Here is a 17,026-nt window from a genome sequence, read left to right on the forward strand (position 1 = left end):
ATGAAAAGAGGCCACCAAGCCCTCCGCACCCCGTTGCTCGCGCTGGCTGCGTGCGCGCTTGTCTCTGCCTGCGCGGTGGGCCCCGACTACAAGCGCCCCGACGCGGAAGTCCCGCAGCAATACAAGGAAGCCGGCGACTGGAAGGTCGCCAGCCCCAACGACGCCATCGCGCGCGGCAAGTGGTGGGAGATCTTCAACGACCCGCAGCTGAATGCGCTGGAAGAACAGGTGGCCGCCGCCAACCAGAACATCCTCGTGGCCGAAGCGCAGTACCGGCAGGCCCAGGCGCTGGTGCAATCGGCGCGAGCCTCGTTCTTCCCAACGCTGGGCGCCAGCGCGTCGGCCACGCGCAGCCGCTCGGTGCGCACAACGGTGAACCCGGACGGCAGCCTGTCGACCGGCAACCCGAGCCTGCTGAACTCGCAGAGCCTGTCGCTGGACGCAAGCTGGGAGCTGGACCTGTGGGGCCGCATCCGCCGATCGGTGGAGTCCAACAAGGCCAGCGCCGAAGCGAGCGCAGGCGACCTGGCTTCTGCGCTGCTCTCGGCCCAGGCCACGCTTGCGCAGAATTATTTTCAATTGCGTGTCACGGATACCCAGAAGGCGGTGCTGCAACGCACGGTGGCCGACTACGAACGGTTCCTGAAGCTCACGCAAAACCAGTACGCCGTGGGCGTCGCGCAGCGCTCGGACGTGCTGACCGCGCAGACGCAACTGAAGCAGGCGCAGGCGCTGCTGCTCGATGCCGAGGTCACGCGCGCGCAGCTAGAGCACGCCATCGCCGTGCTGATCGGCAAGCCGCCCGCGGAGTTCTCGCTGGCGCCGACGACTGCGGCCACCGTGTACGACCTGCCCGCACTGCCTGACATTCCGCTGGAGATTCCGTCGGCCGTGCTGGAGCGCCGGCCCGACATTGCCGCGGCCGAGCGCCGCATGGCTGCGGCCAATGCGCAGATCGGCGTAGCCAAGGCCGCCTACTTCCCCACACTGACGCTGGGGGCATCTGCTGGGCTGGCCGCCAACACGCTGTCGCGCCTGGCCACGCTGCCGAGCCGCGTCTGGTCGATCGGGCCCTCGCTGGCGGCGACGCTGTTCGATGCGGGGGCGCGTTCGGCGGCCGTCGACAAGGCCGGCGCGGCCTACGACGCGGCTGTCGCGACGTATCGGCAAACCGTGCTGGGCGCCTTCCAGGACGTGGAGGACAACCTCGCCGCGCTGCGCTGGCAGGCCCGCGAGTTCGACGCCCAGGCCGATGCCGTCAAGGCGGCGCAGGAAGCCGCGCAGCTCGACCTGAACCGCTACCGCGCCGGCACGATCAGCTTCCTGGAGGTGATCACCGCGCAAGCCACGGCCTACAACGCCGAGCGCACGCTGCTCACGCTGCAAGGCAAGCGCTATTCGGCCGCGGTGCTGCTGGTCAAGGCGCTCGGCGGCGGCTGGCACGGCGAAGTGCCCGTGGTCGGCCAGGCGGCGATGCGGCCCGCTGCCTCGGCACCAGCCGCGCAGTAACGCGCTCCGTGTTGCCGGTGGCCGACGATATTTCGCCGCCGGCAATATCCCCTTGTGCGTAAGCACGCACGCAGTCCGATCGTTCCCCCTATAATCGTCGGAATTTGCTTCAGGCTGCCCTGATCGCGTGGGCATGCCGTGCGGGGCCGGGCGCGCAAATTGCTTCGCCCGGTGCCTTGCAGGTGTGTCGCCGTGCCATCCTGACCGTCTGTTTGCCTGCCGCCATGTCCGCCGCGCGCGTGGTTGGCCGACCCTGTTGCCTGGACCCACGCGCGCGGCTCAATTGATTTCTGGCGCTCTCTCTGATGATCCGATCCGCAATTTCCCGCCCCGCCAAGCTGCTGGCCGCCGCGCTCGGCGCCGCTACGCTCTTCGCCGCCGTGCCTGCCCAGGCCGACCCGTCCGTGCGCGTGATCTACGGCAAGGACAACCGCCACGGCATCGAGAAGTACGGCGTCGATATCGATTTCGACTCCGGTTTCCACTGGGGCAACCCGCAAGGCTGGTTCGTGAACCTGGACTGGGAGGTCGCGCTCGGCCAATGGCGCTCGACGCAGGGCACCAACCGCCAGAACCTGACCGAATTCGGCGTGACGCCGCTGTTCCGCATCGAAAAGCGCGGCAGCTCGTGGGTGCCGTTCGTGGAAGTGGGCATCGGCCCGCGCCTGCTGTCGCACACGCGCACGTCGGATGAGCACAACTTCAGCACGGCCTTCCAGTTCTCCGACATGATCGGCGTGGGCGTCGCCTTTGGCAGCAAGCAGCAGTTCCAGGTCGGCTATCGCTTCGAGCACCTGTCGAACGCCTCGATCAAGCGTCCGAACCCGGGGACGGACCTGAACGAGCTGTACCTGCGCTACACGTTCTGAACGGCTTCACCCCGAAGAAGACGGCCTGCCATTGCGGCGGGCCGTTTTGTTTTGCGCGCCGTGCTCAGCGCGCGCCGGCCTCGCCGTCGACATCGCGATCGCGATCACGGCCGCGCTCGCGCGATCGCATGCCCATCAGCCGCTCGTAATTGAGCGAGGCATGAAAGCCGAAGCCATTGCCGCCCGCGCGCTTGACTTCGTACATGGCCGCATCGGCATTGCGGATCAGCGTCTGCGCGTCGCGGCCGTCTGCGGGGTACAGCGCCACACCGGCGCTCACGCCCATCGACAGCACGTGGCCCTCCACGCGAAACGGCGTCTGCAACTGCTCGATCAGGCGTTCAATCGTCTGCGTGACGTCCTGCCGCGTGGCGCAATGCGTGAGGATAGCCACGAATTCGTCGCCGCCCAGGCGCGCCACCGTATCCGACGCACGCAGGGCGCTGCGCAGGCGCATTGCCGTGGCCTTGAGCACGAGGTCTCCCACGGCGTGGCCGTATTCGTCGTTGACGGGCTTGAACCGGTCCAGGTCGATGAAGACCACGGCCACCTGGCTGCGTGCGCGGCGTGCGGCCTGGATGGCGACGAACAGCCGGTCGCGCAGCAGGCGCGCGTTGGGAAGGTCGGTCAGCGGGTCATGCAGCGCCAGATGGTGCGCCTGGTCGAGTGCGGCGCGCCGCTTGGTGACGTCGAGCAGCGTGCCGCTCACACGCGTGGCCACGCCGCGCGCATCGCGCTCGGTCACGCGGCCGCGCGCCGCCACCCAGATCCACTGGCCGTGGCGGGCCCGCATGCGCTGCTCGACTTCAAAACTGTCTGCATCGCCACGCAGGTGCCGGTAAATGCGGCGCACGCTCAGCACGGCGTCCTGCGGATGCACCATCGCAAACCATGCATCCGGATCGGTGGGAAGGTCGGCCGGCTCGTAGCCCAGCATGTCGGCGGTGCGGCGGTTGAACGAGACGTGTCGCGCGCGCGTGGACCAGTCGAACGTACCGAGCCCCGCGCCGTCGAGCACATAGGCAAGACGCTGCTCCGATGCCCGCAGCGCCTCCAGCGCCAGGCGCCGCGCCGTCACATCCTGAAGCTGCACGATGAGGTGGCTGCCGCCGCTCCCGGTGTCGGTGCGCGCCACGGCGAGATCGGCCTGCACCCAGACGGTGCTGCCGTCATGGCGCACCAGGCGGGTTTCCATCGAAAGCGCCTCGCGCTCGCCCGCGAGCAGCGCCTGCACACCGCGCCGCGTCCGCTCCGCATGGTCCGGATGGCAGAGGTCGAACAGCGCGCGCGAGCGCAGTGCCTGCGCTTCGTGGCCCGTCGGCGCGCACAGCGCACGATTGACGTCGAGGAAGCGACCCTCCGGCGCGCACAGGCCGATCCCTATCGGCGAATGTTCGATCGCAGCCTTGTACAAGTGGTGGTCCTCAAGCATGGCGATGCAGTTTCGCGAATGCGGCAGTCCAGGGAGCGACTGGCGTGATGGCCGTCCCGTCGCCGGGCTCCACGGTGCAATGGTTTGCGTGGGCTGGATGCGGCGGTGGTCGGCGGAGGTCCCCGTAACCGGTCTCGTAGTCTGCCGGGCCCGTTGACGGCTGGCGGTGGACAGACCTGTCGCGCGCAACCCATGCGCGCGAATCGAGGCGGACTATAGACGCCGCGAGTTAACGGGGCAATCCCTTCCCGCGAGGGGCACAGATGCAGCATGCCCTCGAGTACAAGTCGACGCGAAGGAAACGCGCCCCGCGTCATCCCCGTCAGCGTTTTGTTGATGCCGATTGTCGGCAGGCGCCCGGCGGTCCCAGACGTGCGGCAACTGTACACCGCCGGCTCATCGGGCGGCAGCTAACCTTTCGGCTAGGTACGCAGACCCCCACGGTGGCAGCCGTTTGCCGCAGGCCGCGCCGCGCACACGGCTATGCGGATGTCTGCAGTTCGAAACAAGGCCACGGACGCTCCTCCGGACGCACGAAACGCTGCCACGACCGGCTGACTCCGTTACTATTCTTGAAAATCGCCTCGGGGGGCGAGTCCAACACGGCGAGCCGCGGCACCAACACGCGGTTGCAGGAGATCGTATGGAATTGAGCTTCGTTGCCCCCGGCACGCAAACGCACCGCTATGCCCTCAAGCTGGCGGGTCTGCCCGAAAGCACCCCGCCCGTCGATCCGGCCTGGATCGACGATGCCCTGACCGCCGCCGTGCGCGTATTCGATGCACATCGCGTCCATTTTGCCGACGCCTATTTCGCCTACCGCGCGCGTGATGCGGCGCAGCGTTCCCACCGAACCGAGCACGGCCCCGCGCGCAGGCGGGTCGGCGGAGACCTGCACGACGACACACCGCTGCTCGCGGATACGTTTGCGATCGCGCAACTGGCGGCGCTCGTCTCGCTGGAAGCGGCAGGCCTGGCCGATGTGATCGACGTGCATCTCGTGGTGGAGCGTTTGCCCGATGACGACGGGCCCGGTACGCCCGCGACCCGCATCGATGACGTCATGTTGGCCACCGGCAGCCCGGCGATCCGGCCGACGGCCCGCCGCCCCGCCAGCCAGCACTAGGCATCCGGCTGCCTGCCGCGCGCGCGCCGCGGCGCGATGACCGGCTGCGGCTCGGTTGGCGCACCCACCGCCGCCGCATCGCGGAAGGTCCAGTGCCGGTGCACAAGAAAATTGAAGATCGCGGTGATGGCGGAGGCGAAGACCTGCGCGATGAGGTAGTACAGGCCGAGCCCCAGCCCGATCGCCATGATGGTGGCGTTGCAGCCCAGCGCCAGGAACGCGACGATCCCAAAGCGCACCATGGCACCCATGTGGCCGCGCGTGCTGTTGAACACGGCCTGCCGGCTGATGAAGTAGTTCAATGTGGCGCCGAGCACGCTTCCCGTCACCGACGCCCGCCACGGCGAGACGCCTGCCTGCACGAGCCCGAAGAGCACCACGTAGTGGACCAATGTCGCGCCGAAGCCGATCACGACGTAGCGTGTGAACTGCTCCACCGCTGCCCAGAAATGCCGTCGATGGCCCATCGCCGCGCCAGCCCCATTCACGTTGGAATCGCCATTGTGCTCGATCATGAGGGCGCCGCCGCAACCCGCGTGCCATACCGGCCGCCGGCACCGCAAGTGCGCTTAAAGTTGTGCAAGATTTGGCCGTATAGACACGTGGGGCGCCGCGCTACCGCGGGCTCCACGCTGTCTTGCCATGCTCGAACTTCAACCTCTCGACATTCCGCTAGCGATTCCCCTGCCGTGGCCGATGCTGGACGCCGACGGACAGCTGCTCGTCCCGAAGGGAGACGTCATCCATTCGCCGGAAGAGATCGAGCTGCTCTTCACGCTGCATCGCCCGCATCGCCAGGCCGAGGGCGCGCCGGCGGCCGCGCCTGCATTTCCGAACACGGCGTTTCCGAACACGCTCTTCCCGGACATGGGCGGCGACACCGAGGCCGAGCGTACGGTCGCCATGGAACTGCTGGGGCTGCGCCCCGGCGGCATGCTCACCGTGCGCCTCACGGCCGGCGCCGGCCACACCAAGGGCGCCGCACGCGTCATGGGTTACAGCCCTCAGCGCCACCTCCTGATCACCATGCCCACCGACAACGGCCGCACCGTCATGCCGGTCAAGGACGAGCTGGTGGAAATCCACGCGTTTTCGGGCGAAGGCATTGCGAGCTTCGAATGCACAGTGATGGCGGTATGCCGGATTCCGTTCGAGTACGTCGTGCTCTCGCCGCCGCGGCGCATCAAGAACCGCGCGTTGCGCAAATCGCTGCGCGTGCGCGCCAACGTGGTCGGCAAGATGCTCGTCAGCGGCGAGCCGCCGCGCATGATCCATATTTCCGACATCAGCACGACGGGCGCCTCGTTCCGTTCAGCGCACCGGTTGCACGTGAGTGGGGCGCCGGCGCGGCTGCGCTTCCGGGTGAAGACGCGTGACTATCACTCCGAGTTGGTGGCGGCCGCGCTCATCCGCAGCGAAAAGCCCGCAGACCTGCCCAATGTCTATCAATACGGCGTGGAGTTCATCGAGCTCGTCGCCGCGCAGAAGATGCTGCTGCAGTGCTTCATCTACGAGCAGTTGCTGTGGGGCGGCCAGCGCATGGTCTGAGCAAAGCGGCGCGATGTACACACGATTTGGATCAGCATTAAGCAACGTTAAAACGTTAAAAACACGCGTGAGGTTGGCGCGACAGCAGACGATGGACTGGCCCCCGAGCCGCGCTTTGGGCTTATGATCGCCGCAGGCCCGCTTGTCAGCCGCGACACAATCGCCAAAGCACAATCGGGCGCACGCATTTCCGCATCAAAGGTATTTGCAGGACGGCCCTATCTATGAATCGCGCAAGGTCTGCGCCATTGGGTCTGGACCCCATCTCCGGATTGCCGGACCGCGAACGATTCGTTCAATCGCTGGCAGCCATGCCGCGACCCGCACGCCGGGACGCGGTCGGCGCGTTGCTGCTGATCGGCTTTGACCATTTTGCCGAGGCGACGGCCACGCTCGGGCCGCTGGCCGCACGCGCGGTCATCGTGGAATGCGCAGCGCGCCTGCAGGCCTTGTGCCCGCCGGGGGCACAAGGCGCGCCGGTGGTTGGTCGCGTGGGTGCAGAAACGTTTGCCATTGCCTCGGCCGAGTTCGACTCCGCGCAGGACGTGCACGACCTCGCACGGCGCATCTCGGCAGCGCTCGCGCGGCCCTTCATCACACACGGCTATGAACTCGTGTGCTCGTGCAGCATCGGCATGACGCTGTTCGACAGCACGCCATACGATGCGGCGCGCCTGATCGAACAGGCTGACCGCGCCCTCTACGGGGTTCAGCACGGCAGGCAACAAAGCCCCGCCCTCTACCCGCCGGCCGCAACGGCACAGCGCGGCAGCAACGACGCAGCCGCACCTGGCCGGCACGACCCCATGGCCGAACGCCCGCGGCTGGCAGCCCATGTCCGCCACGCGTTGGCTCGGCGCCAGTTCAGCCTGAACCTGCAGCCGCAGCTGAGCCTCGCCGACGGGAGCATCGTCGGCTATGAATTCCTGCTGCGCTGGATCTCGCCCGAGCTGGGCGGCGTGCCACCGGCGGATTTCCTGCCGATCCTGGAGCAGACCGGCGACATCCGCGAGGTGGGCCGCTGGGTACTCGACAACGCCGCGCAGATGCTCGCCGGCCTGCAACGCGAAGAGTCCGAGCGTGCACCGCACAGTGGCGCCCGGCGCCAGCCCGAGGTGCATGCGGCGGTCAACCTGTCGGCGGCGCAGTTGCTCGACCCGCAGTTGAGCGACGTCGTCCGCGACATTGCATGCGTGCGGTGCACGCGTGGCCGTCGAAGACTTCGGCGCCACGAGCTACAGCCTGGCGTGCCTTGAAACCTTCCGCCCCGACCAGGTCAAGCTCGATCAGGCCGTCGTGAGCGCCGTGGCCAATGCCGGTGATCACGCTGCCCTGCATCAGCTGGTGGCGGCCGCCCACGCCGCCGGCGTGCCCGTCACGGCCACGCGCGTGGAAACGGCTGCCCAGCTCGACGCGCTGCGCGCATGCCGTTGCGACGTGCTCCAGGGCTACCTGCTCTCACAGCCATTTCCGGCACGCTGGATCGACGATACACAAGACGTGATCGCCGAACGCGCGCGCGACCTCCTGCCCTGAACGCGGCCCCTACGCTTGCGCGTGGTCGACGCGGAAGACGGCCACCGCGCTGCGCAGCGCCTCCGCCTGTTCTTCGAGGGACTCTGCAGCGGCCGCGGCCTGCTCGACCAGCGCCGCATTCTGCTGGGTCACCTGGTCCATCTGCGTGACGGCCTGGTTGACCTGCTCGATCCCGCTGCTCTGCTCTTCCGACGCCGCGCTGATCTCGCCCATGATGTCGGTCACGCGCTTGACGGCGACGACCACCTCGTCGATCACGCTGCCGGCCTCGGCCACCAGCGTGGTGCCGTTCTGCACGCGGCCGACCGAATCGCTGATGAGCTCCTTGATCTCCTTGGCCGCCGTCGCGCTGCGCTGCGCGAGGCTGCGCACCTCGCCGGCCACGACGGCAAAGCCGCGGCCCTGCTCTCCGGCGCGGGCGGCCTCCACGGCAGCGTTCAACGCAAGGATGTTGGTCTGGAAGGCAATGCCCTCGATCACGCCGATGATGTCGGCGATCCGGCGGCTGCTCTCGTCGATACCGGCCATGGTCTCCACGACGCGGCCGACGACCTCCCCGCCCTTGGCGGCGATGCCTGACGCATTGACCGCCAGCGCGCTGGCCTGACGCGCGTTATCGGCGTTCTGTTTGACGATGCTGGTCAGCTCTTCCATGCTCGACGCCGTTTCTTCCAGCGACGAGGCCTGCTGTTCGGTCCGCTGCGACAGGTCGGCATTGCCCGCGGCGATCTGCTTGGTGGCGCTCGCAATGGAGTCCGACCCCGTCCGCACCTGCCCGATGATCCGCTGCAGGCTTGCCTGCATCTGCGACACGGCGTGCATCAGGCGCGCGGTCTCATCGCGGCGGCCGGCGGCGGTCTGCCCTTCCACGCGCGTGGCAAGGTCGCCTGCGGCCATGCGCTCGAACACCTGGATGGCGCGCTCCAACGGGCGCACCACGGTGCGACCCAGCACGCCGCGCGCCACCACCGAGAGCAACAGCGCGGCCGCCAGCAGCCCGCCCGAAATCCAGATGCTCATGGTGTAGCGCGACTGCGAGCGGTCGAACCGCGCCTGGCCATAGGCAAACCTCGCCTTGACCAGCGGGGCGAGCGCCACGTCGTAGGCGTTGAACAGTTGCGGCACCTGCGTCGTGTTCAGATCTCGGTAAGTGGTGAGGTCGCTGCGCTCAAGCGCGGCGATGGCGGGCTCCAGCGCGGTCTTGACGAACTTGCTGCGCGCGGCATCGGCCGCCTGCAGCTGGGCGCGGTCAGCCTCGGGCACGGGCAGCTTCATGAATTCGGCCCAGGCGGCGTTGGCCGAATCGACCATGCCGTGCGCATCGGCAAGCAGCTTCTTGAGCTCCTCCGGGGACGAAACCGAATCGAAGTTCGTCAGGTGAATGCGCGCCCACAGCAGATTGATCGTGTCCTTGGCCAGCAGGTCCAGCCCCTTGGCGTCTTCCAGATACACCGCGCGCAGATCGGCGTTGGTCGCCCGCCCGGACGCGATGCCGGCCGCGCCCACCACTGCAATCATCAAAGCAAATGCGGCCACCAGGATCGTCAGCCGCGTCCGAATGCTCGTATCCATCCACTTCCACATATGTCGTTTCCCTTGCTTGGTTCGGCCGTCCGGTACTGTCGTGCTCCCCTGCTTGCAGCACGGCGTGGGCGATCCGGGTTCACTCCTGAAAGGTTCTAACGGCAGCGTCGGACAGAAATGGAGGGCCGGCGCCTGAATGTCTCGGATGTGGCGGCCGTGATACCCGGACTGTAAAAAAGATGCCCCGGGCGCACCCCGCCGGCGTGGGGTGGCTCTAGAATGCACGTTGCGCCATCCCGTGGGATGGCAATCACGCGAAACCGTGCGGTATGCCGCACTGCTCTCAAGGGGATCGAGATGAAGACACTGATCGCACTGCTGGCCCTGGGCTGCGTTGTCCTGGCGGGCTGCAACACGATGGCCGGCATGGGCAAGGACATCCAAACGGGCGGCCAGAAGCTGGAAAGCGCGGCGGATAGCACCAAGCAGAAGATGTAATGGGGCCAACCCCGAAGGCCAATCCCGCCTGAATAAGAAAACGCCGCGCATTGCGGCGTTTTTCTTTGGCCACGCCCCGCATCGGTTGACCGGGCGGTGGGCCTAAAGCAATTCCTCCGGCGTAAACGGCGCCAGCATCTGGATCCATGCCCGACGCCCGAAACCCACGTCGGGCTCGTGGTCGACGGAGACCTCCTTGCCGTTCTGGTGAGTGGTCCACCGCAGATGGCCCTCCACCTGGGTCACGCGGTAGGCACTGTCGCCGATGGAGTCGTCGAACAGCCTGGCGACCGCCTGCGCGAGCACCGGGCTGCGGATGATCAACCCGGTCTCGGTATTGAGTGCAATGGAGCGCGGGTCGATGTTCATCGAGCCGACGAACAGCGTGTTGCGGTCGATGATGATCGACTTCACATGCAGGCTCGCCTGGGACGAACGGAACGAACCGACCGCCTTCGGGCGATCGCCGAGCGTCGGGCGCAGTTCGTACAGCTCGACGCCGCTGTCGAGCAGCGCGCTGCGGTATTTCGCATAGCCCACGTGGACGATGGGCGCATCGGTGGCGGCCAGCGAGTTGGTCAGCACGCGCAGCCGCACGCCGCGCTCCCGTAGATGCCGGATCACGTCCACGCCGGCTTTGCCGGGTACGAAATACGGCGAGATCAGGGCCACCTCGCTCTTCGCTTCGTCAATGAGGTGCAGCAGGGTCTGGGCGAGGCGCTCGCCGCCCGGTTCCACCTTTTCGCCGGAAACCTTGGCCGGGCGATCGACAATGACCTGCGCCGGCACCCACTCCAGGCGCAGCCGGCGGCGCGCGATCTGATCGGCCAGGAACCAGTCCCGCAGCGCAGGGCGAAGGGGCAGCGACTCAGTCGGCGTCGGGTGGGCCAGATCCGTCTCGTTGCGCATGCGCTGCTGCTCGACGTCGGCCACGCTGCGTGCGGATTCCTGCGGACCCGAGCCGAAATCGAGGGGCGCAGTCGGTACGTCGATATGCCGCGGTGGGCCTTCCGGTGTGCGGGCGGCCGGCACGGGCGGCGGATAGTTGCCGTCCTTCTGCTCGGGCGGATGCGCGTTGCTGGGTTCGGGCGCCAGCGCCTGGACCGGATAGGCGAATTCGCTGTTCCAGTACGAATCGAACGCGGCCGACAACTGCCGCACCGCAGGCCCCGCCGCCAGCACGTCGAGGTCGACGAAGTTCGTGTTCTTGTCCTGCGTGAAATACTCCGCGCCGAGATTGCGGCCGCCCGTGACCGCCAGCGCGTTGTCGGCAATGAAGGCCTTGTTGTGCATGCGACGGTTGACACGGCGGAACTCGGCCGCGCCGCTCAGGTAGCGCGTCACGTTCGACATGCGCCCGCCCGGAAACGGGTTGAACAGCCGCACGTCGATGTTCTTGTGCGAGGAGAACTTCAGGAACGCCACGTCGCGCCCGTCGCTGTGCAGATCGTCGACCAGCATGCGCACGCGCACGCCGCGCTCGGCGGCGGCGAGCACATGGCGCATCAGCTCACGCACGCTGTTGTCGCTTTCGATGATGAAGTACTGCAGATCCAGCGTGCGCTCGGCACGGTCGGCCAGCGTGAGCAGCGTGGCGTAGGCCTCCTCGCCCGAGGCGATCAACCGGAACCCCGACACGTCGGGCGACGGCGCATTGGCCTGCACGAGGCGCCCCAGCGAGGTGGCGGGCGCCGGGGCGGCCAGCGCCGTCGTCACGGGCCGGTCGACATGGTCTGGCAGGCTTGCACAGGCGGCCAGCAGCACGACGAGCCAGGCGAACCAGCCGCGCGAATGCTGCACAGGGAGTCTCGGAAGCGGTTGCATGATCGTCCTGATGGTTGTCGTCGCTGCTCGACAGGACGGCAACGGCACATTAGCAAGCCGCATGCCGGCCGTCCCCGATGCGGCGAGCCTACGCCAACCGGGCGGGGCGGAAGTATCCGTGTTTGTCCGACGCCACCTGGGCCATGTCAAAATGACTCAGGGTGGGCTTTACTCTGCTGCTTCTGATGCTGACCAATACCACGGCGTTCGCCGCCTTCATTTTTGTCATGCACTGCGTGGGCGTGCTCGCCGCCGTGCACGCGGTGCTGACGGTGCGCACATCGCAGGGCGCCATTGCGTGGGCCATTTCGCTGGTCACGCTGCCCGAGTTCACGCTGATTCCGTATCTGATCTTCGGACGTAGCACGTTCGCCGGCTACGTGGATGCGCGGCGCTTCAACAATGCGCGCATGCGCGAGATCACCCTGTCGGACGACTGGCGCCGCCTGCGCGACCATGAATCGTGCGTGGTCGTGCCGCAACATGCCTGCATGCAGGCCCTGCCCCGGCTCACGGGCATGCCGTGCCTGTCGCACAACCGGGTGCGGCTGCTCGTCAACGGCGCGGAGACGTTCGAAGCCATCTTCGCGGCCATCGCCCAGGCGCAGCGGGTGCTGATCGTGCAGTTCTTCATCGTGCATGACGACGCGCTCGGCCGCCGCCTGGCCGAACTGCTTGTCGAACGGGCCCGCGCCGGCGTGCGCGTGTACTTCCTGTTCGATCGCATCGGCTGCCATGCCCTGCCCCGCCACTACGTGCAGCGGCTGACGGAGGGCGGCGTGCTCGCCAAGCCGTTCTCCACGCACGCCGGGTTCGTCAACCGGTTCCAGCTCAACTTCCGCAACCACCGCAAGCTCGTGGTGGTGGACGGTGAACGCGCCTACGTGGGCGGCCACAACGTCGGTATCGAATACCTGGGCGAGAAGCCGCCGCTGGCGCCGTGGCGCGACACGCATATCGAGATAGTCGGCGCGGCCGTGATGGACCTGCAGCTGACTTTTGCCGAAGACTGGTACTGGGCCGCGCGCGAAGTGCCGCAGCTGATCGTGCCTGAGCTGCGCCCCGATGAGGACATGGTCTGCCAGGTCGTCGCCAGCGGCCCGGCCGACAAACAGGAAACCTGCTCGCTGTTCTTCATGGAGGCCATCCAGTCGGCGCGCAAGCGGTTGTGGATCACCACGCCGTACTTCATTCCCGACGAGGCGGTGTTTGCCGCGCTGCGCCTGGCCGTATTGCGTGGCGTGGACGTGCGCATCCTCATCCCGTCGCGGCCGGACCACCGCGTGGTGTTCCTGGCCTCCACCCTGTATGCATACCAGGCCATCCGCGCGGGCGTGAAGATCTACCGCTACCTGCCGGGCTTCCTGCACCAGAAAGTCGTGCTCATCGACGACGATGCCGCCGCCGTGGGCAGCGCGAACCTCGACAACCGCTCGTTCCGCCTGAACTTCGAGCTCATGATCATGACGGCCGACGCGCGCTTCGCCAACGACGTGGCCCAGATGCTCGAAGCCGATTTCGGCCAGGCCACGCGCGTCGGCCGCGACGAATACGAGCACGCGCATCCGCTGCGCCGCGTGATCATGCACGTCGCCAAGCTGTTCGCGCCGATCCTGTAGCCCCCCCGGCCGAATTTGGCAGCAAGAAGCGGAGCGCATCCCCGCGTCGACATCCGTAGCCTGAAGCGAACGTCTTCAGGAGAAGCGCGATGTCCGAGTCCTTTGCCAAGCCGCTGCCGGCGGGCTTCAACCGGCTGGCCGGTTCGAACCTGGCGGCACAATCCGCCGAGCAGATTGCGCTGGCCGCCATGCCGATGGTGGCGGTGCTCGCGCTGCACGCCGACGCCAGTACGGCGAGCTGGCTGCAAGTGGCCCTGACGCTGCCGTTCGTGCTGTTTGCCATTCCGATTGGCATGCTGGCCGACCGCTGGCCAAAACGCGCGCTGATGGCCAGCGCAGAAGCAGTGCGGGCGATGGCGTTGCTTGCAGTCGCCGGGCTGCTGGCGGCCGGGCTGCTGAATCTGCCGATGCTCGGCTTGCTCGGGTTTGTCGCGGTGTGCGGCACGGTGGTGTTCAGCGTGGCGGCGCCCGCGCTGATGCCATCGCTCGTGCCATCCGCCATGCTCTCACGCGCCAACGGGCGCATCGAACTTGCCCGCACGGTGGCGTTTGCCTGCGGGCCGGCGATCGGCGGCGCGCTGATCGGTTGGACGGGGGCCACGGCGGCGTTCCTGCTGGCCGCAGGACTATCTGCGGTGGCGGCCGTGCTGCTGCGGGGTGTGGCGTCGCCTGCGCCGGACGCACGGCGTGCATCGCATCCGCTGCAGGACATCGCGGAAGGCGCGCGCTTTGTGTTCCGTCATCCGTTGCTGCGCCCGGTGTTTGCCACGCAGTTCCTCTTCACCACGGCCATCTTCATGGTGTTTGCGATCTTCGTGCCATATGCCGCGCATCGGCTCGGGCTGTCGGCGCAGGCGATCGGATTCACACTGGCGATGTACGGCGCCGGCATGGTGGTCGGCGCGCTGCTGGCCGCGCGCATCCTGGCGCGCTGGCGTTTCGGCCATGTCGTGGCAACGGGCCCGGTCTGCGGGTTGGCCGGCGGCGTGTTGCTCGCGGCCACGCTGTGGCAGCCGTGGCCCGCACTGGCCCACGCGGGGTTCTTCCTGCTGGGCTGTGGGCCGATCCTGTGGGTGGTCAGCACAACGACGCTGCGGCAGACCGTGACGCCGCCCGCGCTGCTGGCACGCGTCTCGGCGGTGAACGTGATGTCGTATGGGGCGCGGCCGCTGGGCGCTGCGCTGGCCGCGTGGCTGGCGGCGCGGGCCGGCATGGGCGCTTGCCTGGTGGCGGCACTTGCAGGCTTCGCGCTGCAGTTGCTGTGCATCCTGCAGTCGCCCGCGGTGCGGCTGTTGCGTCAGCCGACGGCCGCCGGTGCGGACATGGCGTTCGGGCCGACGCGCGGCGAGCCAGCCTGAACGCCCATCGCTTTACACCATGCGGCGAATGCCAAACCGCTGCGCGCGGCGGCGCCAAACGAACCCGTAGTACGCGCCCTGCATGACGAACATGGCGATGAACGCCGCCGGATACGCTGCCCAGATGCCGTCCGTGCCGATGTGGCGGCTCAACGCCCAGGCCACCGGCACCTCTACCGCCACGATGGCCAGGATCGAGATGGCCGTGGGCGCCATCACGGTGCCGCTTGCACGCATCACACCTGAGAAGACACTCGCCATGCCGAAGATGACCGAGCTCCACAGCGAGATATGCAGCAGGCTCTGCGCGAGGTCCATCACTTCGGTATTCGTGGTGAACCATCCGATGACGGCGCGCGAGAACAGCAGCGCCATCACCACCATCAGCCCCGTGACCGCCACGTTCAGCCACAGCCCGGTGCGCGTGATGGCATCGAGCCGTTCGGTGTTGCCGGAGCCGATGGCCTGTGCCCCGAGGATCGACGCCGTGATCGCAATCGACATGGCCGGAAACTGCACGTAGCTGATGATCTGCGTGCCGGCCCCGTAAGCCGCCGTGGCATCGGAGCCGAAGCCGTTGACGAGCGATAGCAGGGCCAGCTCCGCAATCGAGATCACCACGAGCTGGATGCCCGTCGGCACGCCGATCTTCAGCACCGTGCGCAACACGGCAAAGTCGATCCACAGATGGCGCGCCAGGGCGGCATCCGGCGCGAGCGGATGATTGCGCCGGCGCAGGAAGAACCCAAGCCACGCGAGCGCCACCAGGAACGCAATCGTCGTCGCCACGGCGCCGCTGGCAACGCCAAGTTGCGGCAGGCCAAACCAGCCACGGATGAACGACGGCGTCAGGACCAGCCCGATGGCCGTGGACAGCAGCAGCGTGCGCAACGGCGTGCGCGTGTCACCCACGCCGCGCATCATGGCCGTGGCGAGCAGGAAGACGAACAGCCCCGGCATGGCATACAGCATGACGCTGGCATAGAGCGTCGCGTCGCCCAGGATGTCGGCCGGCGTGCCAAGCCGGCGCAGCAGCGCATGCGCGAACGGCCCACCCAGCAGCGCCACCACCGCGCCGGCGACCAGCCCCACCGACAGCGTGGTGCCCGCCACGGTCTTTACCGCGTCAGGCTTCTTCGCGCCCCACGCCTGCCCGATCAGCACCGCCGCGCCCGAGCCCAGCCCGATGACAAACGCGATGAAGAAAAACAGGATCGGGAAGAACGCCGATACCGCCGCCAGCGCCTTCACGCCCAGCATGTGGCCGACGTACACGTTGTTGAGCGTGCCCGACAGCGATTGCAGGATGTTCGCCACGATGAGCGGCCCCAGAAATGCAACGAAGGTCCGCCACAGCGGGCGCGCATTCGCCGCGGGCACGGGCGCCACGGGCGACTGCTGGCCGCTCGCGGGCGTGCCCTCGTCGGTGGCGCGGGGGCCGTTCTGACTGGTCATGCTGCCTCCTCGTGTGAAGCCCATGCAGCCTGCGCCAGCTGGCGTGCGAAATCCCGCACGTCGGCCGGCCACGGTTGGGTGAATGATTGGAATGCGCCCGCATCGAGCGCGAACAGCGCGCGTGTGGCCTCTTCAAAGCCCGGCGCATTGCCAGCCATGGCCGACATGAAGCGATAGGCAGCTTCCTGCGCGATGCGGCGGCGATCCGCCCCTTCGGCAGCGCGGCGAGCGTCTTCCACGAGCTTGCGCAGCGTCACCGACGCCCCGCCCGGCTGGGCGGCAAGCCAGTCCCAGTGGCGCGGCAGCAAGGTCACCTCGCGGGCAATCACGCCCAGCCTTGGGCGGCCAGGGCCGCGTGGGCGACTTTCGGATTCGCCGGGTTCGGCAGCTGGGGCGGCCTGATCCAGGCGCGCAAGCACGTCTTCAACGGTGCCGCGCAGGTCGAGTTCCACCGGCTGTGCGCTGGTGTTGTCGAACACCAGCACCTGCGATTCGGGGTGCGCATCGAGATACGTTTTGACGGCCCGGGCGACGTCGCGCGTCGGCCCGCTGGCCAGGCGATGCGCGCCAGCAAAGGCCGTGCACGCGTTGACTGCGGTGGGATCCATGGATGGTGTTCCTGATGTGTTTTTATCAGGAACGAATTCTACCCGGATTTAATCAGACGTCAATATCTTCCGGGTAGAAATAGACAGGCCATCGGATGTGATGCTCTCACCACCCTTGGC

At 67.6% G+C, this 17,026-nt stretch carries 13 protein-coding genes and 1 pseudogene; 8 read left to right on the forward strand and 6 right to left on the reverse strand.

Annotated elements, in window-relative coordinates:
* Together KHN96_RS00725 and KHN96_RS00730 are read left to right on the forward strand one after the other, a co-directional pair.
* Entirely contained in the window at positions 1 to 1,509 is a 1,509-nt protein-coding gene (locus KHN96_RS00725) for an efflux transporter outer membrane subunit (protein WP_062738992.1), read from the forward strand.
* A 305-nt stretch (positions 1,510 to 1,814) separates the two neighbouring features.
* Positions 1,815 to 2,378, forward strand: coding sequence for an acyloxyacyl hydrolase (locus tag KHN96_RS00730; protein ID WP_045219837.1), 564 nt, complete (start codon positions 1,815 to 1,817; stop codon positions 2,376 to 2,378).
* Positions 2,379 to 2,442: 64 nt separating this feature from the next.
* Here KHN96_RS00730 and KHN96_RS00735 read toward each other — a convergent pair whose 3' ends face one another.
* Positions 2,443 to 3,810, reverse strand: a complete 1,368-nt coding sequence (locus KHN96_RS00735) for a sensor domain-containing diguanylate cyclase (RefSeq protein WP_115044490.1) — start codon at positions 3,808 to 3,810, stop codon at positions 2,443 to 2,445.
* Between the two features lie 643 nt (positions 3,811 to 4,453).
* Here KHN96_RS00735 and KHN96_RS00740 point away from each other — a divergent pair.
* Complete coding sequence (locus KHN96_RS00740; RefSeq protein WP_045219834.1) at positions 4,454 to 4,936, forward strand: hypothetical protein; 483 nt, start codon at positions 4,454 to 4,456, stop codon at positions 4,934 to 4,936.
* Here the strand turns inward: KHN96_RS00740 and KHN96_RS00745 are convergent.
* Entirely contained in the window at positions 4,933 to 5,451 is a 519-nt protein-coding gene (locus KHN96_RS00745) for a GtrA family protein (protein WP_045219832.1), read from the reverse strand. The genes KHN96_RS00740 and KHN96_RS00745 overlap by 4 nt on opposite strands.
* A gap of 127 nt (positions 5,452 to 5,578) precedes the next feature.
* On the opposite strand from KHN96_RS00745, the gene KHN96_RS00750 reads away from it, so the two are divergent.
* Together KHN96_RS00750 and KHN96_RS00755 are read left to right on the forward strand one after the other, a co-directional pair.
* A complete protein-coding gene (locus tag KHN96_RS00750) occupies positions 5,579 to 6,484 on the forward strand; it encodes a flagellar brake protein (RefSeq protein ID WP_045219830.1) in 906 nt (301 codons plus the stop codon).
* A gap of 224 nt (positions 6,485 to 6,708) precedes the next feature.
* A pseudogene (locus KHN96_RS00755) lies at positions 6,709 to 8,020 on the forward strand (EAL domain-containing protein).
* 9 nt (positions 8,021 to 8,029) lie between these two features.
* On the opposite strand, the gene KHN96_RS00760 reads toward KHN96_RS00755, so the two are convergent.
* Positions 8,030 to 9,604 (reverse strand): methyl-accepting chemotaxis protein, encoded by a 1,575-nt coding sequence (locus KHN96_RS00760; protein WP_062738931.1) that lies wholly within the window; start codon positions 9,602 to 9,604, stop codon positions 8,030 to 8,032.
* Positions 9,605 to 9,901: 297 nt separating this feature from the next.
* On the opposite strand from KHN96_RS00760, the gene KHN96_RS00765 reads away from it, so the two are divergent.
* Positions 9,902 to 10,042 (forward strand): entericidin A/B family lipoprotein, encoded by a 141-nt coding sequence (locus tag KHN96_RS00765; protein WP_045219824.1) that lies wholly within the window; start codon positions 9,902 to 9,904, stop codon positions 10,040 to 10,042.
* Between the two features lie 102 nt (positions 10,043 to 10,144).
* Here KHN96_RS00765 and KHN96_RS00770 read toward each other — a convergent pair whose 3' ends face one another.
* Positions 10,145 to 11,866 (reverse strand): phospholipase D family protein, encoded by a 1,722-nt coding sequence (locus KHN96_RS00770; RefSeq protein ID WP_062738930.1) that lies wholly within the window; start codon positions 11,864 to 11,866, stop codon positions 10,145 to 10,147.
* A 185-nt stretch (positions 11,867 to 12,051) separates the two neighbouring features.
* Here KHN96_RS00770 and cls point away from each other — a divergent pair, with 185 nt between their 5' ends.
* Both cls and KHN96_RS00780 read left to right on the forward strand, forming a co-directional pair.
* The gene (cls, locus tag KHN96_RS00775; protein WP_045219820.1) at positions 12,052 to 13,485 is read left to right on the forward strand and encodes a cardiolipin synthase; all 1,434 of its coding nucleotides are present in this window, start codon (positions 12,052 to 12,054) and stop codon (positions 13,483 to 13,485) included.
* Between the two features lie 89 nt (positions 13,486 to 13,574).
* On the forward strand, positions 13,575 to 14,843 hold the full coding sequence (locus KHN96_RS00780; protein ID WP_062738929.1) for an MFS transporter: 1,269 nt from the start codon (positions 13,575 to 13,577) through the stop codon (positions 14,841 to 14,843).
* 12 nt (positions 14,844 to 14,855) lie between these two features.
* Here the strand turns inward: KHN96_RS00780 and KHN96_RS00785 are convergent, their stop codons facing one another.
* Positions 14,856 to 16,223: an MATE family efflux transporter gene (locus tag KHN96_RS00785; RefSeq protein WP_045220472.1), complete on the reverse strand. Its 1,368-nt coding sequence runs from the start codon at positions 16,221 to 16,223 to the stop codon at positions 14,856 to 14,858.
* A gap of 71 nt (positions 16,224 to 16,294) precedes the next feature.
* Complete coding sequence (locus tag KHN96_RS00790) at positions 16,295 to 16,906, reverse strand: DUF2239 family protein (RefSeq protein ID WP_062738928.1); 612 nt, start codon at positions 16,904 to 16,906, stop codon at positions 16,295 to 16,297.
* Positions 16,907 to 17,026: the final 120 nt, after the last annotated feature.

It is taken from the genome of Ralstonia mannitolilytica (assembly GCF_905397375.1).
GTDB lineage: Bacteria > Pseudomonadota > Gammaproteobacteria > Burkholderiales > Burkholderiaceae > Ralstonia > Ralstonia mannitolilytica.